This is a genomic window from Marinomonas sp. ef1, from assembly GCF_002806845.1.
GTDB classification, from domain to species: Bacteria; Pseudomonadota; Gammaproteobacteria; order Pseudomonadales; family Marinomonadaceae; genus Marinomonas; species Marinomonas polaris.
This window is the reverse complement of record NZ_NHTT01000023.1, coordinates 18,418-37,653: the sequence shown is the minus strand read 5'-3', so window position 1 is coordinate 37,653 and position 19,236 is coordinate 18,418. Positions and strand designations below refer to the sequence as shown.

Annotated in this window: 17 protein-coding genes; 8 read left to right on the top strand and 9 right to left on the bottom strand. The window is 40.3% G+C overall.

The genetic code is table 11. The features are described from left to right. Nucleotides 1-98: 98 nt before the first annotated feature. Nucleotides 99-1,070, bottom strand: coding sequence for a glutathione S-transferase family protein (locus tag CCS02_RS20980; RefSeq protein WP_100637616.1), 972 nt, complete (start codon nt 1,068-1,070; stop codon nt 99-101). A gap of 111 nt (nt 1,071-1,181) precedes the next feature. Between CCS02_RS20980 and CCS02_RS20975 the strand changes: the two genes are divergently transcribed. From CCS02_RS20975 to CCS02_RS20965, 3 genes are all read left to right on the top strand, one after another. Next, a complete protein-coding gene (locus CCS02_RS20975; RefSeq protein WP_072841078.1) occupies nt 1,182-2,336 on the top strand; it encodes a GGDEF domain-containing protein in 1,155 nt (384 codons plus the stop codon). Nucleotides 2,337-2,828: 492 nt separating this feature from the next. Beyond that, the gene (locus CCS02_RS20970) at nt 2,829-3,473 is read left to right on the top strand and encodes a TetR/AcrR family transcriptional regulator (protein WP_232728938.1); all 645 of its coding nucleotides are present in this window, start codon (nt 2,829-2,831) and stop codon (nt 3,471-3,473) included. Between the two features lie 24 nt (nt 3,474-3,497). Continuing rightward, nucleotides 3,498-4,118 carry a LysE family translocator gene (locus CCS02_RS20965; protein ID WP_072841076.1) on the top strand — a complete coding sequence of 207 codons (621 nt, stop codon included), beginning with the start codon at nt 3,498-3,500 and terminating at the stop codon, nt 4,116-4,118. Between the two features lie 88 nt (nt 4,119-4,206). On the opposite strand, the gene upp is transcribed toward CCS02_RS20965, so the two are convergent. Further along, a complete protein-coding gene (upp, locus tag CCS02_RS20960; protein WP_072841075.1) occupies nt 4,207-4,863 on the bottom strand; it encodes a uracil phosphoribosyltransferase in 657 nt (218 codons plus the stop codon). A 292-nt stretch (nt 4,864-5,155) separates the two neighbouring features. On the opposite strand from upp, the gene lon reads away from it, so the two are divergent. Continuing rightward, the gene (gene lon, locus CCS02_RS20955) at nt 5,156-7,594 is read left to right on the top strand and encodes an endopeptidase La (protein ID WP_100187880.1); all 2,439 of its coding nucleotides are present in this window, start codon (nt 5,156-5,158) and stop codon (nt 7,592-7,594) included. Nucleotides 7,595-7,750: 156 nt separating this feature from the next. After that, the gene (locus CCS02_RS20950) at nt 7,751-9,130 is read left to right on the top strand and encodes an MATE family efflux transporter (RefSeq protein ID WP_100637614.1); all 1,380 of its coding nucleotides are present in this window, start codon (nt 7,751-7,753) and stop codon (nt 9,128-9,130) included. A 28-nt stretch (nt 9,131-9,158) separates the two neighbouring features. Here the strand turns inward: CCS02_RS20950 and CCS02_RS20945 are convergent, their stop codons facing one another. Then, a complete protein-coding gene (locus CCS02_RS20945; protein ID WP_100637613.1) occupies nt 9,159-9,917 on the bottom strand; it encodes a TlyA family RNA methyltransferase in 759 nt (252 codons plus the stop codon). Between the two features lie 120 nt (nt 9,918-10,037). On the opposite strand from CCS02_RS20945, the gene CCS02_RS20940 reads away from it, so the two are divergent. Beyond that, complete coding sequence (locus tag CCS02_RS20940) at nt 10,038-10,874, top strand: sulfurtransferase (RefSeq protein WP_100637612.1); 837 nt, start codon at nt 10,038-10,040, stop codon at nt 10,872-10,874. A 74-nt stretch (nt 10,875-10,948) separates the two neighbouring features. Here the strand turns inward: CCS02_RS20940 and CCS02_RS20935 are convergent, their stop codons facing one another. Beyond that, the gene (locus CCS02_RS20935; protein WP_072841070.1) at nt 10,949-11,266 is read right to left on the bottom strand and encodes a hypothetical protein; all 318 of its coding nucleotides are present in this window, start codon (nt 11,264-11,266) and stop codon (nt 10,949-10,951) included. 167 nt (nt 11,267-11,433) lie between these two features. Between CCS02_RS20935 and CCS02_RS20930 the strand changes: the two genes are divergently transcribed. Together CCS02_RS20930 and CCS02_RS20925 are read left to right on the top strand one after the other, a co-directional pair. Further along, the gene (locus CCS02_RS20930; RefSeq protein WP_100637611.1) at nt 11,434-12,603 is read left to right on the top strand and encodes a nucleotide sugar dehydrogenase; all 1,170 of its coding nucleotides are present in this window, start codon (nt 11,434-11,436) and stop codon (nt 12,601-12,603) included. A 48-nt stretch (nt 12,604-12,651) separates the two neighbouring features. After that, nucleotides 12,652-14,481, top strand: coding sequence for a DUF3413 domain-containing protein (locus CCS02_RS20925; RefSeq protein WP_100637610.1), 1,830 nt, complete (start codon nt 12,652-12,654; stop codon nt 14,479-14,481). 32 nt (nt 14,482-14,513) lie between these two features. Here CCS02_RS20925 and CCS02_RS20920 read toward each other — a convergent pair whose 3' ends face one another. Genes CCS02_RS20920 through rfaD form a run of 5 tightly spaced genes read right to left on the bottom strand, consistent with a single transcriptional unit; the run spans nt 14,514 to nt 19,231 of the window. Continuing rightward, entirely contained in the window at nt 14,514-15,548 is a 1,035-nt protein-coding gene (locus CCS02_RS20920; protein WP_100187900.1) for a glycosyltransferase family 4 protein, read from the bottom strand. Nucleotides 15,549-15,575: 27 nt separating this feature from the next. Continuing rightward, nucleotides 15,576-16,361, bottom strand: a complete 786-nt coding sequence (locus tag CCS02_RS20915) for a glycosyltransferase family 2 protein (protein WP_100637609.1) — start codon at nt 16,359-16,361, stop codon at nt 15,576-15,578. Then, complete coding sequence (locus tag CCS02_RS20910) at nt 16,358-17,290, bottom strand: glycosyltransferase family 9 protein (protein WP_072841067.1); 933 nt, start codon at nt 17,288-17,290, stop codon at nt 16,358-16,360. Before CCS02_RS20910 ends, CCS02_RS20915 begins: the two co-directional genes overlap by 4 nt. Continuing rightward, nucleotides 17,287-18,291, bottom strand: a complete 1,005-nt coding sequence (waaF, locus tag CCS02_RS20905; protein ID WP_100637608.1) for a lipopolysaccharide heptosyltransferase II — start codon at nt 18,289-18,291, stop codon at nt 17,287-17,289. Before waaF ends, CCS02_RS20910 begins: the two co-directional genes overlap by 4 nt. After that, nucleotides 18,284-19,231: an ADP-glyceromanno-heptose 6-epimerase gene (gene rfaD, locus CCS02_RS20900; protein ID WP_072841065.1), complete on the bottom strand. Its 948-nt coding sequence runs from the start codon at nt 19,229-19,231 to the stop codon at nt 18,284-18,286. Before rfaD ends, waaF begins: the two co-directional genes overlap by 8 nt. Nucleotides 19,232-19,236 lie beyond the last annotated feature (5 nt).

Genomic DNA, 19,236 nt, shown 5'->3' with positions numbered 1-19,236 from the left:
AAAAAGTGAGTCTATTATCCTTAAAAATAGCTCACTTTAATAGACTTTAACTCAGGCTTCTTGAATTTGCCTTAATTCCTTTTTTTGTGAACTGATGTCTAAGGAAATAATTTAGCGGGTCCTACTGGAACCACTTGAGTTGGGTTGATTGTTTTGTGGCTGTAGTAATAATGTCGTTTGATGTGCTGTAAGTTTACTGTGTTAGCAATATTGGGTACGTCGTAGAGTCGTTTTAAAAAAGAATTAATATTTGGGTAGTCTAAAATGCGTTTTAGGTTGCACTTAAAGTGTCCAAAATAGACAGCATCAAAGCGGATTAGCGTTGTAAAAAGGCGCCAGTCTGCTTCTGTTTGTTCCTCTCCCAATAAATAAGTTCTCGTGGATAGTTTTTCTTCTAAAAAATTCAGAGTATCAAAAAGCGGTTCTAATGCTTCTTCGTAAGCTTCTTGAGTTGTAGCAAAGCCGCATTTGTAGACACCGTTGTTAACCGTGTTATAAATTCGCTCATTTAGCTCGTCAATCTCATTGGCTATGCTACTTGGGTAAAAATCCAAATGATTTCCTGTCATTTCATTAAATGCACGATTAAAAATACGGATAATTTCTGACGATTCGTTGGATACAATGGTTTGGCGTTCTTTGTCCCACAGAATAGGTACAGTGACTCTACCGCTGTAGTCTGGTTTAGCTTTGGTATAAAGCTGATAAGCAAAATCAAAATGGTGTAATGGATCGCCTATGTCAATGTTAGGGTCTTTGAAATTGTCGTCTTGCTTAAATTCCCAACCATTTTCAAGCATGTCTGGATGGACGCAGCTAATGCTAATAATGTCCTCTAGTTGTTTTAATTTAATGAAAATCAAAGTTCGGTGAGCCCAAGGACAGGCAAGCGAAACATACAGGTGATAACGTCCTGCTTGGACGGGAAAATGGTTTGGGTTATTTGATTGGTATTCGCTTTCTGGATAAATCCAGTTTCTGAATGCAGACTCGCTGCGTACGAATTTACCTTGGTTTGCCTTTGTGTCGTACCATTGGTCGACCCATTGACCATCTACAAGTAATCCCATCGTATTTTCCTTCTCGTTTAGAATTCACACTATTATTAATGAAATCGAATCGTTTTCGGGGCAATATATTGGTCGTATTTAATCGAATGATTCGATGGGTTTGATTTTTTTATGTCCGAACGCTTAAGTTCATTGTTAGTTCCGTGCTTCATTTTACTAGTGAGTGTTTATGCTAGTTTGTATGTTGGCCTATTGCCACCTTTGTGGTTTAGTCTGTTGCCTTTACTTCCCCTTATCTTTGCTGGCGTAGCTATTTTACTGGCTTGGCATTTTAATAAAGGCCGAGTGTTTATTCTCGTTTTGCTGTTACTGATTCCGAAGCTCTATGGTGACTCGGATCAGGCTGCATCATTAACTGCATACTTGGTCATTTCTTGTTTCTGTATTGCTTTGTTGGGGTTCGTCCCTGAACGGGGCTTTTTTAATCGATTTGTGGTTAATCGTATATTATTCGTTTTGATGCTTGTGAGCTGGTGTTACGCCATTGAGCGTAATTGGGTGTCTTTTGCTTTTTTGGATCATGCTTTTTTAAGTACTAACGTAAGTTGGTCTACTGTTTTGTTGTGGTGTGTTCTATTTATAAGTACTTTGGCAATAGGTACGGCTTGGTGGTTAAGTGGTGATACTTTTCGAGCAAGTGGTCTGATTAGTATTGTCAGTTTGTTGATTGTCAGCCATTTTGTTTCTTCGGACATTCAGTTTGATGCTTTGCTATCTGCACAGTTTTTATTGTGGATTTGGTTCTTACTGATGGAAAGTCATCGTATGGCTTATTTGGATGATATGACTAAATTGCCAGGTAGGCGCGCCTTGAATGAGCAACTTGTAGGGCTGTCTAGGCACTATGCTATTGCTATGGTCGATGTGGATCATTTTAAGAAATTTAATGACACTTATGGGCATGATATGGGCGATAAAGTGCTGAAGAGTGTTGCCGCTCAATTGAGGCTATTTTCTAGCCCTGGGAAAGCATTCCGTTTCGGTGGTGAAGAATTTACCATTATTTTTCGAGGCAAGCGCCTTTCTGAGGTTGATGGCATTTTGGAATTGATTCGAGAAAATATCGAAGACGCCATGGTTGAGGTGTTTGATCCCAAGAAAAAACAAGAGATAGAAGTGAAGGTTACTGCCAGTGTCGGTGTGGCTTTTGCTGCTAGTGGTGAATCTCCTGATTCTGTCTTAAAGAGGGCAGATGAAGCCTTATATCAGTCCAAAAAGAAGGGGCGCAACCGAGTTTCTAAATCCCCATCTCCTAAAAATGTCTAAATTATAAAAAAACTGATCGATCGGTCAGTTTTTTAGCTCTCATCTATTGCACTGTAAAATCAGCTGTTTATAATCGTTATATAGATTTTATAAAAGACAGTATTTACTTGTCTGAATCGCCTGATTTAATTTCTAAAAGTGTTAACTATTAGAAAATGGTAGAGTATTTTTGGTTTACTAGTATCAGTGACCAGCGATGGTAATAACCATCGATCAAGAACATTGAAGTACGCTGAATTTTATTGGTTTTGCGTCTCAATTACAGCGCCAACGTGGTGTAGCAGTTAGCCTAATGACGAATGCCTATAGTCATTAACGTCTCTGCTACGAGGGGAAATGGGGAGCTTCGGCTCCCTTTTTTTATGCAATTTTTTCTTAAGGCTTCGTGCCTATTGTAAAGAATGTTATTCTTCCGATGTATCGCACAGGATGGTAAGTCGATATAAAAAACATTCCCCCTTTAGTGACATGTTGATCAGTGAGGCTTCACCTTTGACCGAAGTAAAACGACCAAAAGATCAGTTGAAAGCGCACATTCGTGCTCAAAATCAAACCCTTATTTTAGAAACATCTGAACGTGTTTTTGCTCGACAAGGTTTAGCGAAAACCACTACTCAGATGATTGCCGATGAAGCTGGGTTACCTAAGGCAAATGTTCATTACTATTATCGCTCTAAAAAAGACCTTCTAGAGGCTGTGTTAGAGCGCATTCTTCGTCTTTGGTTAGATTCCGTCAGCGAATTTAATGTTGAAGAAGGACCTAAGCAAAATCTAACGCGTTATATCAGTGAAAAAATAGATCAATCTCGTACCAATAAAAATGCTTCTAAGATCTTTGCGATGGCATTAATAGGTGAAGAAACCTTTGTTTTAGATTATCTTAGAAATTTGTTTGTTACTGAATTAAGTCGCGAAAAGGCGACAATTCAGGTTTGGGTAGATAAAGGCTTGATGAACCCTGTTTCAACCGAACATCTTTTTATTAGTATTTGGGCGATGACTCAGACTTATGCTGATTTTGATGCACAAGTGAAAATTCTATTGCAGAAAAATGAGTTAGAAAAAAGTGATTATGAAGAAGCTAGGCAATTTATTACTCGCATGATTTTAGCTGGTTGTGGTGTTGCTGAGCATTAGCCGTAAGTTGGTGGAGGGTTTGATATGACTCTAGAAAGCGGAATTACATTTTTTATCGCTATTTTTATTTTTAGCATTACTCCGGGACCTGGGATTTTTGCTATTTTGGCAAGAAGTATCTCTAGAGGCGCGAGAGCGAGCTTTTCTCTTAGTCTTGGTATGGTAATGAGCGATATCGTCTATTTAGTTATGGCGTGTTACGGCTTGGCAGCCATTGCATCAGCTTGGGAGGAAGTGTTTCTTATCATACGTTATGCTGGTGCTGCTTATCTTATTTATCTGGGTTGGAAAATGTGGATATCGCCAGTTTCTACTGTTTCCTCAGGTGATAATCTGCAAGACGCAAATAACGAGATGGCGAGTTTTATTCAAGGCTTTATGATTTCTGCTTCTAACCCTAAAGTTATACTTTTTTATGTCGCTTTTTTGCCGACATTTATGGATTTAACAGTCTTAAGTGCCTCTGATATTGTGTTGGCGTCGTTTCTTACTTTTGTTGCGCTGTTACTTGGTTTGACAATAATTTCTGTTGGGGCTTCTCAGGCGAGACGTTTTATGAAGTCTGAACGCTCTATGAAAACATTGAATAGGACGGCTGGTGGAATCATGGCAAGTGCCGGAGCTTTCCTGGCTCTTAAGGGCTAGCGTTACAATTAATTTGCTACTTTTGAATGATACAAAAGCCGTCTCTTTATTGAACTAAGAGGCGGCTTTTTATTTGTTTATTCAGTAATTAGCGCGTGCCGTAAATACGATCGCCAGCGTCGCCAACACCTGGGCGAATATAGGCATGCTCATCAAGGCCACGATCGATTGATCCGATATACATGGCAACATCAGGATGCGCTTGTTTAAATGCTTGAATGCCTTCTGGTGCCGCAAATAGGCAGATAAAGCGAATATCTGTTGCGCCCATTTCTTTCATCTTATCGATGGCCATAATGGCAGAGTTACCCGTTGCCAGCATTGGGTCAACCACAATAATGGTACGCTCATTCACTGAGTGTGGCATTTTTAGGTAGTACTCAACAGGCTGCTTTGTCTCAGGATCGCGATATAAGCCAACGTGCCCAACTCGTGCACTAGGAGACAGTTTTAATACTCCTTCAGCAAGTCCATTACCCGCTCTCATTATTGTAACGATACAAAGCTTCTTGCCTTTTAGAACTGGGCACATAGCTTTTTCTAGAGGTGTTTCAATTTCAACATCAGTTGTTTCTAAATCACGTGTTGCTTCGTAGCCAATTAGCGTTCCTAGCTCTTCTACTAACATGCGAAATTCACGTGTGCTGGTGTTTTTATCGCGAAGACTGGTTAATTTGTGTTTAACAAAAGGGTGTTTGATCACAAATATATCGTTGTAAGCCTTAAGGAGTTCATCGCGGGTCATTAGCCTTTCCTTTTTTGTAACTCTGAGTCGAGAGTGTGAAATTGAGCGAGTTCTATCTATAGCATGGCTACTATAATAACACTAAGTCGGAATAGGCCAAATAACTAATCCTGTCCTGAGGGTTAGTTTGTTTCTTGAAGTGAGTAAGTATTTGGGAAAATAGCCTATGGTATTGTTTTCGGCAATATCGTCATTACATAAGATCTATCCATAGCAAAAGCTTATAAAAAATAGCCACAGACATTTCTGGCGTCATTTTTTACAAAAATACAGATTTATTGAGAAGTTTATTATGAGTGATGACGAGCAATACTTAGATGCACAAGAAGGCCAAGTTGAAGTAACAGAAGAGGAAGGCATTGTTATTAGTGATCCTAGAGGTCTTGCTCTTCCAGATGATGTTTTGCCTGAGACATTGTTTATTTTGCCTATTTCAAGCCGCCCATTTTTTCCCGCTCAGGTACAGCCTGTTATGGTGGATGCCGAGCAGTGGGAAGATACTTTAGAGCGAATCGCAGAACATCCTCAAGCGGTCGTAGGTTTGGTTTATGCTGATAAGAAAACGAAAAAAGCGCCTTCAGTAGACGAATTTCGCTCTATTGGTTGCGTTGCAAGAGTACATAAAGCCGAGAAGCAAAATGATAAATTGACCTTTCTAGCTCAAGGTGTAAAACGTTTTGAAGTTATTGAATGGCTAAGTGAAGAAGCGCCTTACCTCGCTCGCGTTCGTTATCTTAATGATGTGAAATCCAATGATGATGAATCGAAAGCTTATTCTATTGCCATTCTGGATGCGATTAAACAGCTGATTCGTTTAAACCCGTTGTTTAGTGAAGATCTAAGGCAGTATCTAGGTCGGTTCTCATTTAATGAATCGGGTTTGTTGGCAGATTTTGCTGCATCTATCACTTCTGCGGATGCGGAAGATTTATATGATGTTTTGGCAACCATTCCAGTAAATGCTCGCATGCATTTGGCTCTTACTTTGCTAAGAAAAGAGCTTGAAATTGCACGCTTGCAGAACGAAATTAGCGCCGAAGTGAATGATAAAATCAGTAAGCATCAGCGAGACTTTTTCCTAAAAGAGCAATTGAAAATCATCCAGAAAGAGCTGGGTATTTCAAAAGACGATCGTACTTCTGATGTAGAAACATTCGAAGCTCGTTTAGAAGGTAAAACTTTACCCAAAGCAGTGAACGATAAAATCCAAGAAGAGTTGCATAAACTGAGCATTCTTGAGACAGGTTCTCCAGAGTATGGTGTGACGCGTAACTATCTGGATTGGGCGACGTCTTTGCCATGGGGCGTTCACTCGAAAGACAATTTGGATATCAAGCTAGCGCGTGAGGTTCTTGAATCTCATCATGCAGGCCTTGGTGACATAAAAGACCGCATCGTTGAATTCTTAGCTTTGGGCGCGCACCGCGGCGAAATGGGCGGTAGCATTCTATTGTTAGTTGGCCCACCAGGTGTTGGTAAAACGTCGATCGGTAAATCGATTGCTGAGTCTTTGAATCGTAAGTTTTATCGCTTTAGTCTTGGTGGTATGCGCGACGAAGCTGAAATTAAAGGTCATCGACGGACTTATGTAGGCGCCTTACCGGGCAAGTTTGTTCAAGCATTGAAAGATGTTGAGGTCGAAAACCCTGTCATCATGTTGGATGAGATTGATAAAATTGGTTCTTCTTTCCAAGGTGATCCAGCGTCTTCTTTATTGGAAGCGCTTGATCCTGAGCAAAATGTTGAGTTTCTTGATCATTATTTAGATATGCGCATCGATTTATCTAAGGCGCTGTTTATTTGTACGGCAAACCAGTTGGATACTATTCCTGCGCCTTTGTTAGATCGGATGGATGTTATTCGATTGTCTGGTTACATCGGTGATGAAAAACTAGCGATTGCTAAGCAGCATTTATGGCCGAAATTACTTAAGAAAAATAAGCTGTTGAAGAAGCAGCTGAATATTACTGATGCTGCACTTCGACATATTATTGAGCATTATGCTCGAGAAGCTGGTGTTCGAGGCTTAGATAAGCTGCTGCAAAAAATCTTGCGCAAGAGTGTCGTTGAGTTAATGACGGGTGAAAAAGAGCATATCAATGTTGGCGTGAAAGACGTTGAGACCTTGTTAGGTATGCCTTATTTCCGACCAGAAAAAACATTACAAGGGGTTGGTGTTGTTACTGGCTTGGCTTGGACTTCTATGGGCGGGGCGACCTTACCGATTGAAGCCAACAAGGTACATGAATTAACGCGAGGCTTAAAACTCACGGGTAAGCTTGGCGATGTAATGAAAGAATCAGCCGAAATTGCGTATTCCTATGTCTTCTCTCATGCAAAAAGCTATCAGAAACACCCAGAATTCTTTGATAAAAGCTTAGTGCATTTGCATGTTCCAGAAGGCGCTACACCGAAAGATGGCCCAAGCGCAGGTATTTCCATGGCTACAGCATTGCTGTCATTGGCTAAAGGTGAACCGGTTCGACGTGGATTAGCAATGACAGGTGAGTTGACGCTTACTGGTCAGGTTTTAGCTGTTGGTGGTATTCGCGAAAAAATCATTGCCGCTAAGCGTAGTAAAATTAGTGAAGTAATTTTGCCTGAGCCAAATCGTCGTGATTTTGAAGAATTGCCTGAATCGGTGAAAGAGGGCATGACTGTACACTTTGCCGAACGCTTTGCAGATGTTGAAAAAATTGTTTTTAATCGATCAAATAACGATCTTCACTAGGTTATCCACAATGTAAGCATTTTCTCAAATCGTCATACATGAGAAAATACCCGACCGGACAAGTATTTGCTTGTCCGGTTTTTTTATTTATTGGCGAATTTTTTTGTCGCGTTTTTTGCCGCATAGTAGTTAGATGCGTCACTTTAGGGGAAACAAATGCCTGGTCCGGCAAAGCTTACAGAAGGTTCAACCTTTAAACATGTTGTTAGCATGTCTGCCACTGGTGCGTTTGGTTTGATGTGCATGTTTTTGGTTGATCTGGTCGACATGCTTTTCCTTTCTATGTTGGGCGAGAAAGAAGCGGTGGCGGCGGTAGGATTTGCCAGCACCATCATGTTTTTTACCATTTCGTTGAGCATTGCTGTGTCTATTGCGGCGACAGCCTTAGTCTCAAGAGCGGTTGGTGAGGGGCAGATCGAGTTGGCTAAACGTCGTGCAGTCAATGTGCTGGCATTTGGTATTTTCTTTTCGACCGGCGTGGTCTGGCTTATATGGCCTAATATTCCTCATATCCTTTTGTATGTTGGTGCCACAGGGCGAACGCTTGACTTGGCAACAGGGTATTTGCAGATTTTAGTCATAGGCATGCCAGCGGTAATGATAGGCATGATTGGCTCTGGAATTATGCGAGCGTTGGGTGATGCCCGCCGTGCTATGTACGCCACAATGGTTGGTGGATTGGTCAATGCGCTATTAGATCCTATCTTTATTTTTGCTTTCGGATTGGGCGTGCAAGGTGCGGCTATTGCTTCTTTGATTGCGCGCTTTTCCATGGTTGCTGTGTCGTATTATGGTGTGGTTCATATCCATAGGATGCTGGGCGAGTTTGATCTAATGGATTTCTTCAAAGATGCTAAATCGATTTCCGTAATTGCCATTCCTGCCATGTTAACTAATATGTCCTCGCCGTTAGCGAATGCCATTGTCATGGAGCATACTTCGTCGTTTGGTGATGATGCAGTTGCTGCTGTGGCGGTTATTGGGCGTATTATTCCTGTGGTGTTTGGCGGGATATTTGCCTTATCTGGTGCCGTTGGGCCTATATTAGGGCAGAACTATGGGGCAGGGCGTTTTGATAGAATGCACAGTGCAATTAGTAGTGCTGTCGTTTATGCTTTCGGATATTGCTTGGTATTGTGTTTTTGTCTTTATCAAATGCAAGATTGGCTTGTATCAGTGTTTCATGCAACACAAAGTAGTGCTGACCTAATTCGATTCTTTGCTACCTTTGTATCTTTTAGCTTTTTCTTCCAGAGTTTGTTGTTTATTGCGATTGCTGTTTTTAACAACCTTGGTAAACCGTTAAATAGTACCTTGCTAAATTTTGGTCGTGCGACGTTAGGTACATGGCCATTAATTACTATCTTCTCTCTCTTTATGGGCGCAGAGGGGATACTTTTTGGGCAGGCTGTAGGATCCGTTATCTTTGGCTGTTTGGGGTTCTACATGGCAAGAAACTACATTACCGAGCTTGAAGAAAAAGAAGCTCGCGAGGTTTTACCTAATAGTCACCATAGTTATGATGAGGTAATTTAACCACCTTTATAAACCGAGATTTTAAGATCTAGGATCTGGTTGCCCAAAGTAAAAATTCTTGATTACCGTCACCGCCTTTTATTGGGCTTTCTATATAGCATTTGACCTCAAAGCCTAGTTCTTTGATGAAGTCCTGCATGTCCTGTTCGAGCTGTTTTACACGCGTTTTGTCTTTTACTATTCCGCCTTTACCTATGAATTCTTTGCCTACTTCAAATTGAGGTTTTACTAATGTAATCAGGTGCCCTGTTTTACTTAGTAAAATTGGTAGCTGAGGCAAAATTTTAGTCTGTGATATAAAAGAAACATCCATGACAATAAGATCAAAGCCTTTTTCTGGGAAGTGTTCACTTAGGTCTTTAATACTCAAGTTTCGAGCATTAATTCCTTCTAGGCAGATAATATTTTGATGGTTACGTAGGCGAGGGTCCAGTTGGTCATGTCCGACCTCAACACCAACAACATGCGCAGCACCGTGTTGAATCGCGCAATCACTAAAGCCACCGGTAGATTGGCCGATATCTAATACAAGGAAACCTTCGATATTGAGTTTTGTATGTAGCAGAGCACCTTCAAGTTTCAAGGCGCCACGGGAAACGTATTTATCGGCCTCGTCTGAGATGACGTTCAGCTCAATGTCGGATGACAGTTTCAAGCTAGGTTTGGTGACTTTTATCCACTTCTCGTTTTGTTTGTACGATACTCGTCCTTCACTAATAAAGGTTTGTGCTTGCGAGCGAGATTTAGCAAGGCCTTGCTCGGTAAGAATTAGGTCGATACGTAACATAGAAAACTCAGTAGTAAGATAATTGCTGCGAATATTAGCAAAAAATGAATAATCAAAGTAGATTTAAAAGAAACAGAAAAAGTTTGTTTATGACCACCTACGATTGTCTGAGGAAAGCCTGTGCTATTAAAAACATTAATTAATACAAATGAACTGGCCCTATTACTTGGGCAGCCTAATGTGGTTGTTTTAGACTGTAGATTCTATTTAACGGATCACGCTAAAGGTCAGTCTGAATATAATAAAGGGCATATTCCAAGTGCTATTTTTGTGGATGTTCATCGTCAGTTGGCAGCGCCAGAGACAGAATTGACTGGTCGACATCCTTTGCCGGATGAAATTGTCTTTTCCGAGCAATTGCTGGCTTGGGGAATAGACTCTAGTACTCAAGTTGTTGTGTACGACGATATGGGGGGAGCGATTGCCGCAAGAGCTTGGTGGATGCTTAGCCAGCAAAATATTGATGTACGTGTTTTAAATGGTGGCTTTCCTGCATGGTTGAGAGAAGGAAGGGATGTTTCACTAACTCCAGTCATAGCAAAATCGACATCCAATCAAATTGAGGTTTCTTTTCCTTGGGCGGTCAGTGAGCAAGCGATAGTTGAAAACTTTGAAACGAATCAGTTTCAATTAGTGGATGCTAGAACATCAGATCGCTTTAATGGCGAGAACGAAACCATTGATGCTGTTGCTGGGCATATTCCAGGTGCTATAAATCGTCCATTTTCAGATAACTTAGATGCAAATGCTTGTTTCAAACCCGCTGAGCAGCTTCATGTGGAATGGCAAGATTGGCTATCTAATAGTAGTGATGCATACGTGTATTATTGTGGTTCTGGTGTAACTGCTTGCCATAATGTCTTGGCTTTAAACTATGCTGGGATAGAGGCAAAGCAAGTTTATGTTGGGTCGTGGAGTCAATGGTCAAAAAGAATGCTGCGAGCTGTTGCTTTGTAATGACATAGACTTTGCATAGTGAATATGACGGAGCTGGGCCTTTTGATCGAGGTAAGCTCCGTCATGAAACCTAGTTATTTTGGTGTTGCTCCTGCCATAAATATTTGCACTTGTTGGTGTGTTTCCCCCCAAATGTGTGATTTAACTGCAAGCAAGAAATGTTCGGCTTCTTTTAATGTTACGATGCCGTCCATTAATTTGATGCCAATTCCTTCTTGAGTAAAGAAAAAGTGCCATGTGTGTTTATCGATAATGGCTTCGCCTTCGCCATTGTTGTAGCTGACTTGTTGGAATGGATAGTCACTGGGAATAAAGCAGGAAAGCTCTTGTCCTGAGGCGCCATAGATAAGATCAGGGATATAGCCTTGACGATCTACCAGTTCAAACTTCATATAGAACTCCTTGTTTTTTATTAAGATTAGCTGTGGTGTTCTCGATTTGCTGCATTTCTTGATGTAAATAATAAAAAAACACGATTTGGCATTTTTAATTATGGTGCAAACTGTAAAATAGCCTCTTTTGAATACAAATTCTATCTTTAAAACAAAAGGTAAACTGAATGAAAATAGCAGTGGCTGGAACTGGGTATGTTGGCATTTCTAATGCTCTGTTATTAGCAAAGTACAATCATGTCGTCGCCTTGGACATTGTTGCCGCTAAGGTAGATATGCTTAATAAAAAACAGTCACCTATCGAAGACCGTGATATAGAGCGTTATTTAGCCGAAGAAAACCTTAATTTTGTTGCAACGCTAAACAAGGAAGAGGCTTATCTTGGTGCAGACTATGTGATCATTGCAACCCCTACCGATTATGATCCAGAAACAAATTATTTTAATACTAGCCATGTTGAGTCCGTAATTCAGGATGTTATGCGTATCAATCCTAATGCGGTCATGGTGGTGAAATCTACTGTCCCGGTAGGCTTTACAAAGTCCGCGAGCGAGCGTTTTTCTACTAATAATCTTTTATTTTCACCTGAGTTTTTGCGTGAAGGCAAGGCGTTATATGACAACTTATATCCTTCGCGGATTGTCGTTGGGGAGGTCTCAGATAGAGCGCAGGTTTTTGCAGATCTGCTTGTTCAGGGCGCGGAAAAAACAGACATAGATGTGCTGCTCACAGGGGCAACTGAAGCTGAGGCCATTAAGCTATTTGCTAATACTTATTTGGCCATGCGCGTTGCATTTTTTAATGAGTTAGACAGCTATGCGGAATCTCACCATTTAGATAGTCGTCAAATTATTCAAGGTGTTGGGCTTGATCCGCGTATTGGTAGTCACTATAACAATCCGTCATTTGGTTATGGTGGATACTGCTTACCAAAAGATACCAAACAGCTACTAGCTAATTATGACAAAGTCCCAAACAATTTGGTGCGAGCGATTGTTGACGCAAATGCTACACGTAAAGATTTTGTTGCTGAATCTATCTTGAAAAATAGCCCCAAAGTCGTCGGGATTTATCGTCTCGTGATGAAAGTTGGTTCTGATAATTTCAGAGCGTCTGCTATTCAAGGTGTTATGAAACGTATAAAAGCCAAAGGTGTAGAAGTTGTTGTGTATGAGCCAGCGCTTAATGAAGATAACTTTTTTAACTCGAAAGTAATAAAAAGCTTAGAGGAGTTTAAAGCGATATCCGATGTGATCGTAGCAAACAGAATGACAGATGATATATCTGCCGTAAAAAATAAAGTTTATACGCGGGATTTATTTGGTGTTGATTCATGATTTTATTTTCATTTTTTGCTTTTTAAATTAATCTTCTAGGTTTTTATCATGGCTCTTGGTAATAAGCGTTCAGTTTTTGGTTGCTTCCTAATAATAAACATATTTTTTTCTATACTTTTAGCAATAAGGTACTTCTCATTTTTACCTGAATTTCCTACAGATATTTTAGGGTCCTCTTTTATTGTCACGAGTTTAATAGGGCAAATGGCATTATTAGGCGGGATTTTAGGTTTTTTTGCTTTTATATTTATTTTTCTTCCTAGAAAAATATTTTATTTGATTGTTAGTCTTTTGGCGTCGGTTTCGCTATTTGTGCAACTGATTGATACCTTTGTTTTTGCCCAGTATCGTTTTCATATCAACGAGGTCGTCCTTAAACTTGTATTGTCCGGTGATGTTGTTGATTTTTCCATCGTTACTTGGCTTATCGCTGCTTTTAGCTTTCTCGTTATATTTTTAATTGAGTATGCTTTACTGCATTTTTTAAGTGCCTATCCAGAAAGAAAACTTAAAAAAAGATATTTTGTATATTTTTTTGTTTTATGTTTTTTTGTTAGTAATTTTATTCACATATGGGCTGCAGCAAACGCATACCAGCCTGTTACTATCAGTAAAAGCTATTTGCCTCTATTTCAACCTGCTACTGCAAATGATTGGATGCGAAAACATGGTTGGATTGATGAGAAGGCATTAGAGCAGCAAAAGAAGCTGTCTTTAAAAGTAAGCAGTAACCTTAACTATCCAATTGGAGAGCTGAATACAGTTACTGTCGATAAGCCTGTGAATATTATGTTTTTGGTAGTGGACTCATGGCGTTTTGATACCTTTAATGCTGATAATTCACCTAACATGTGGGCTTATGCTCAAAACGGCGTTTCTTTCGCTAATCACATATCAACAGGGAATGCGACTCGAACAGGTATTTTTGGCCTTTTCTATGGTCTACCTGGGACGTATTGGCAAAGCATGCTATCGAATCAAAGATCTCCCGTTTTTATGGATCGCCTTCAAGCGTTGGATTATCAGCTAGGTATTTTTACTTCTGCTTCTTTGACAGATCCTGAGTTTAATCAAACTGTTTTCGCCAAAGTGAATGGTTTGCGTCTAAGGTCTGAAGGAAGCTCTCCTGCTGAAAGAGATAAAAATCTGACCGAAGATTGGTTGCGGTGGTATCAACATAGAGATAAGTCTAAACCAACCTTCTCGTTTCTTTTTTACGATGCTCCGCATGGCTACGATTTTCCGAAAGATTACGACAAAAAATATGAACCTATGTTGGCGGATGTAAATTACTTAGCTCTTAATAAAGATTCTGATCCTACACCATTTATGAATCGTTATAAAACGAGTGTCCGCTATGTTGATGATTTGGCTAAACAGGTGCTGGATGAGTTGAAGTTAACTGGTGATGCCGAGAATACCCTTGTTATTATTACGGGTGATCATGCCCAAGAGTTGAATGACAATAAACTCAATTATTGGGGGCATAATAGTAATTTTACGGCAGCACAAACTCATGTACCATTTATTATGGTTGGACCTAATATTGGAGTGAAATTAGAAAAAGAAAAGCTAGATTCTATAACGAGCCATGAAGATGTTGTACCTACATTAATGAAAAATTATCTTGGCGTTACTAGTCCTCTAAATACTTATTCAGAAGGCATTGATCTTTTAGGTAGTAGTGAAAAGCGAGATTGGGTGCTTTCGTCAAGTTATGCTGCTTATGCCTTGATTACTAATGATAGTATTTTGGAAGTGGGTGCTGGTGGTCAATATAAAATCTATGATTTAACAAATAGAGTAAAAAAAGGTGCAGAGCCTAACTATATCTATTTAAAGGATGCACTAGAAAGTGTTAGTCGATTTAGGAAATAGTTAGGCTTTAAATAACGGTCTGTTTTTGTATATCAGGCCGTTATTTTTTCATAGATGGAAAAATATCTTTCAGCCATTTTTTGTGGCGTATAATTTTCAATTTGTTTTTTGGCTCCCTCGACCAATCTCGTTTGAAGTGCCTTATCACTGGAAAGCTTTATTATGGCGTCTTTGAGTGCAGAACTATCGTTTGCTTCGATTAATATTCCAGTCTCGTTATTAATAACAATGTCTGGAATGCCACCAACATTAGAGGCAATGATAGGCACACCTGCATCCATAACGTCTAACAATGTAGACCCTAAACCCTCATTTCTAGAGGGGAAGGCAAAAAGATCGAAGTAAGGTAAATAGTCACCAATCTTTGGTTTGAATCCCATCCATGTAATATTTTTAATGTCTTTGGATAAAGACTCAAGTTCTTCTTTATCTGCACCATCGCCGAAAAAAACAATATGTAAGTCGGGATGGCTTTTTTCTAATAGGCTAGCAGCTTCAATAAGAACTTTTTGTCCCTTATGTTTATCAACTAATGCACCTACATGGCCAATAATTGTCTTTCCAGGAAAAGCATTTCGAAAGGCTTCGCCTTCTTTGTGATCGGTTTCTAAATGGGCTAAGGTACTAGGGATCTGATTGACTTCTCCCCATTTTTTATCACGAATTTGGTTAGCAATAAGTGTGGATATGCCCACTAATGCAGACGCATTACTGTATGTCTTTTTATTTAACCACTTATCTTTTACGACAGTATCGACTCGTCGAGTAAGTATGTAAGGGGTGTTTCTTAATAGCTTGTGAATATAAGCCCAATGGACAGCTTTGGCTTCATGCGCATGAACGATATCAGCATGAGGAGCTGCATAGTGGCCTGATAACTGGTTATTTGCCGTAACAAAAGACAGGTCCTCGACGTCAGCAAGCCTAGTACGAAGCGGGGAATCTTCTCGACAAGCAAGCAATTGCTTTATTTTAAAGTGCTTTGCTAGGGCTCTTATAAGAAGCTCTGTTTGTCTCTCGCCGCCACGGAAGCCTTTAGCGAGATTGACATGAAGTACTGTTAGCATTTTGCTCAAGGTGTATCGCCTGTTTTGTTACCAGATGTTTTTAAAGTCGTCTTGTTTTGTGACGCTAGGATCGCGTTGATATTCAAGCAGTTTAGCGTATTTGAGATAGCTATTGACCGCCGCACTCAATGCTACTGTCATTCCATCTACGCCACCCATGAATCCCCTTTGAAAAATATACTTACGGATAAAAGCATTTAGGCCGTGAGTAAAAGGAGAGAAGCAATTCGCGCGCTTGCCTTTTGCGTACATGATTTTAGCTGCTCTTCCACTGAAATTACGACCAGGCTTGGCAAATAATTCGCCAATATTTTTAAAGGAATAGTGGATGATATCGGCATCGATATTTTTGACGTTTTTAGTTTGCACGCTGGCGTGTTGTTTGACATCGGCAAAGCGAGTTTTGTCTGTATTGTATAACCGAATGCAGCGGTCAGGGTACCAGCCGCAATGCTTGATCCAGCGGTTGCCAATCATATTTTGTCTGCGAAATGAGTAGCCTTCAATGCTAGTAGATTCTAGGTCTAACTGCTGAATGGCTTGTGTCATTTCTGGTGTTAAGCGTTCATCAGCATCTAAGCTTAGTACCCAAGTATTTTGAGTGTGGTTTAGTGCGACATTTTTTTGGATGCCGTCGCCTAGATAGGGCTGCTTTACTACGGTTGCGCCTAAGCTTTTAGCGATTTCAATCGTATTATCGGTGCTTCCTGAGTCAACTACGATAATCTCATCGCAGACAGTTCGCATAGATTCTATACAAGCGGCGATATTTTTCTCTTCGTTGAGGGTAATGATATTGCCTGAAATTTTCATGCTTGGCTCTTCAATAAATTAACAGCGTATTCGGTGACGCTTTTGGTGGTAATGGTTTTGATGTCATTTCCTTTTTGTGGGAGCACTTTAACCGACTTTGCATGGCTTAGAAACCACTCAGTATTAGGCTCTCTAAATAGACCTATATATGGTTTTTGCATGCATTGCGCTATGTGAGATGGCCCACAGTCATTTGCTATTGTTAAGTCACAGTGATCGACTAGCTTTGCTATGTCGTTAAGAGGGATGTTTACGTGAAGAGATGAGTTTTTGATATTCAGCTCCTGCATGTATTGAATTTCTCTTTTCTCATCTGGCCCTAATAGAATATGGAGATGACAATTTTTTTCTAGTGTATTGGCAATGGATTGTACAGCGCTAATAAAGTTCTCAATTCCCCATTTTTTTCCTTCACCAGCACCGCCACCAGGCATTATAAGTATGTTTAGTTCTGCTCTTTCTAGATTCAAATTGGAGTCTTGTAATAACGCTAAAAAGGGCGCTGCTAGGGCATTCAGTAGGGCACGCTCATCTCTAATGAAGATTTTTAGATAAGCTAGCGCTCTGTATTCTGTATCACATAAAACGTTATGTTTTTCAGAAGTTAAGTGGATAAGAAAATCATTTTTTACAAAGTCGAAGACTCTCCCACCTTTAATAAATTTATATAAAATGACAGGAAGGCGATTGCTAGGTCTCAAATTAAGCAGGTTGTCGCAATGCTTAAGTTTTTTAAGATCTTCGAGTCTACTTTTTGACTGAATGCATTCTTTTACCCAAGGCAGCTGGTTGTAAATCCATCCGACATTGCTTTTTGATAAAAGAGTCAGGTCTTGATTGCCGTAGTTTTGGAAGAAGAAAAACAGCACCGGAATACTGGTTATTTGAGCTCCAAAATGTGGCCTATTTCTGAGTAATACAAGATTCATTGGGTGATGACTGTCCTTATAATCATGTCAGGAGTCAGTTGATTCTGGCAGTTAGTGTGCTCGAGCGGACAGATTCTTTTAAAGCAAGGAGAGCATTCAAGGTGAAGATTATGAATGGTCTTGTTGCTTGTGAGAGGTGGTGTAAATAATTCGCTTGTAGATCCATAGATTCCATGTACTTCAGTGCCAACGGCAGCTGCAATATGCATTAATCCAGAATCATTACTAACGGCTTTTTCTGCTACCGCCAGTAAATCTATAGCGTCTACCAATTGGGTTTTTCCACAAAGATTTACGGCAAACTCACCTAGGTGGCTAATGATTGCCTCGCCGTCGTTTTGGTCTTTTGGTCCACCTAATACCCAGACTTGATAACCCGCTTCAATGGCGCTTTTGGCTAACTCATGAAAATAAGCGATAGGCCACTGTTTAGAAGGACCAAATTCTGCACCCGCCATAAGAGCGATTGCAGGTCTATTTGATAAGCTGTGTAATCGAAAGAGTTTTTTCTGATTATCTGAGTCAACTCGTAACGCAGGTAACGGGATATCCATAGGTGGATAGGCTAACTCGTTAGGCAATCCTAAAGATGTAAAGCGTTTTACGGTTTGATTTAAAATGCTTTTGTCTAGCTTGCGACGCTCATTTAGCAGAATGTAGCGCTGCTCACCAGTAAAGCCGACGCGATGCGTAACCTTAGCAAAAAAGGGTACCAGGGCAGACTTCCATGAACGAGGCATCACGATTGCGTGATCATAGTGTTCTGAACGGAGTGAATGCCCTAGTTTGTGGCGCGTACTGATCCCCCATTCACCGTGACCTGTGGGCAAGGTAATTGCGTTACGAACCTCTGGCATTCTAGCCAATATAGGTGATGACCAGTTTGGACCAATGACATCTATGATAGCCTCTTCATCACGCTGTTTTAGCGTAATAAAGAGGCTCTGCGCCATGACCATATCACCAACCCAAGATGGGCCAACAATTAAATATTTAGCCATTCGTATCGAGCCAACCTAAGTAATCTTGAACGCCTTGCGCTAGTCCACGGAAATTTCCTTCATATCCAGCTTTACGAAGCTTGCATATGTCTGCCTCAGTGAAGCTTTGATAAGCCCCTTTTAAGTGTTCAGGGAAGGGAATGTATTCAATTTCGCCTTTTCCATAATGGGCTATAACAGTTTCAGCGATTGTGCGGAAAGGCTCTGCTTTACCTGTACCTAGATTAAAAATACCTGACTTCTCTGGGTTTTCTAGGAACCAAAGTTTGGTATTAACCAAATCTTCAACGTAAATGAAATCACGGCTTTGACCGCCAGCTTCGTAGCCATCGTAAGCGCCAAAAAGCTTTGGATTCTCGCCAGCAAGTACTTGGTTACGAAGGTGGAAAGCCACGCTTGCCATGCTGCCTTTATGTTGCTCACGAGGTCCATACACGTTGAAATAGCGGAAACCAACAATTTGGCTTTTCGCTTTCGGCAAAATAGCGCGAATGTATTGGTCAAATTGGAATTTTGAGTAGGCGTACATGTTAAGTGGCTTTTCGTTTTCACGGGACTCCTGAAAAACGGGGCCAGAACCATAAACAGAAGCTGAAGACGCATAGGAAAATGGTGCATCATGTTTTAAACAAAAATCTAGTACCGCTTTTGAATATTGATAATTCACGTCCATAACATACTTACCGTTCCACTCTGTGGTTGCTGAGCAAGCACCTTCATGGAAAACGGCAATAGGGTTAATGCCTAATGTATCGTTCTTAATAGCATCCAAGAAGTCATACATATCCATGTAATCAGCAATATCAAGATCGGACAGGTTTAGACATTTTTTACCGTCCGTCAAATCATCTACCAAAAGGATATTCTTGATGCCTTTGTTGTTTAAGGCCTTGATGATATTACTGCCAATGAATCCGGCACCACCAGTTACTATATACATAATAT

What these genes read in the sequence shown, in the direction of transcription:
- CCS02_RS20980 (WP_100637616.1), bottom strand. Translation starts at nt 1,070, where the DNA reads ATGGGATTACTTGTAGATGGTCAATGGGTCGACCAATGGTACGACACA.
- CCS02_RS20975 (WP_072841078.1), top strand. Translation starts at nt 1,182, where the DNA reads ATGTCCGAACGCTTAAGTTCATTGTTAGTTCCGTGCTTCATTTTACTA.
- CCS02_RS20965 (WP_072841076.1), top strand. Translation starts at nt 3,498, where the DNA reads ATGACTCTAGAAAGCGGAATTACATTTTTTATCGCTATTTTTATTTTT.
- upp (WP_072841075.1), bottom strand. Translation starts at nt 4,863, where the DNA reads ATGACCCGCGATGAACTCCTTAAGGCTTACAACGATATATTTGTGATC.
- lon (WP_100187880.1), top strand. Translation starts at nt 5,156, where the DNA reads ATGAGTGATGACGAGCAATACTTAGATGCACAAGAAGGCCAAGTTGAA.
- CCS02_RS20950 (WP_100637614.1), top strand. Translation starts at nt 7,751, where the DNA reads ATGCCTGGTCCGGCAAAGCTTACAGAAGGTTCAACCTTTAAACATGTT.
- CCS02_RS20945 (WP_100637613.1), bottom strand. Translation starts at nt 9,917, where the DNA reads ATGTTACGTATCGACCTAATTCTTACCGAGCAAGGCCTTGCTAAATCT.
- CCS02_RS20935 (WP_072841070.1), bottom strand. Translation starts at nt 11,266, where the DNA reads ATGAAGTTTGAACTGGTAGATCGTCAAGGCTATATCCCTGATCTTATC.
- CCS02_RS20930 (WP_100637611.1), top strand. Translation starts at nt 11,434, where the DNA reads ATGAAAATAGCAGTGGCTGGAACTGGGTATGTTGGCATTTCTAATGCT.
- CCS02_RS20925 (WP_100637610.1), top strand. Translation starts at nt 12,652, where the DNA reads ATGGCTCTTGGTAATAAGCGTTCAGTTTTTGGTTGCTTCCTAATAATA.
- CCS02_RS20920 (WP_100187900.1), bottom strand. Translation starts at nt 15,548, where the DNA reads ATGCTAACAGTACTTCATGTCAATCTCGCTAAAGGCTTCCGTGGCGGC.
- CCS02_RS20915 (WP_100637609.1), bottom strand. Translation starts at nt 16,361, where the DNA reads ATGAAAATTTCAGGCAATATCATTACCCTCAACGAAGAGAAAAATATC.
- CCS02_RS20910 (WP_072841067.1), bottom strand. Translation starts at nt 17,290, where the DNA reads ATGAATCTTGTATTACTCAGAAATAGGCCACATTTTGGAGCTCAAATA.
- waaF (WP_100637608.1), bottom strand. Translation starts at nt 18,291, where the DNA reads ATGGCTAAATATTTAATTGTTGGCCCATCTTGGGTTGGTGATATGGTC.
- rfaD (WP_072841065.1), bottom strand. Translation starts at nt 19,231, where the DNA reads ATGTATATAGTAACTGGTGGTGCCGGATTCATTGGCAGTAATATCATC.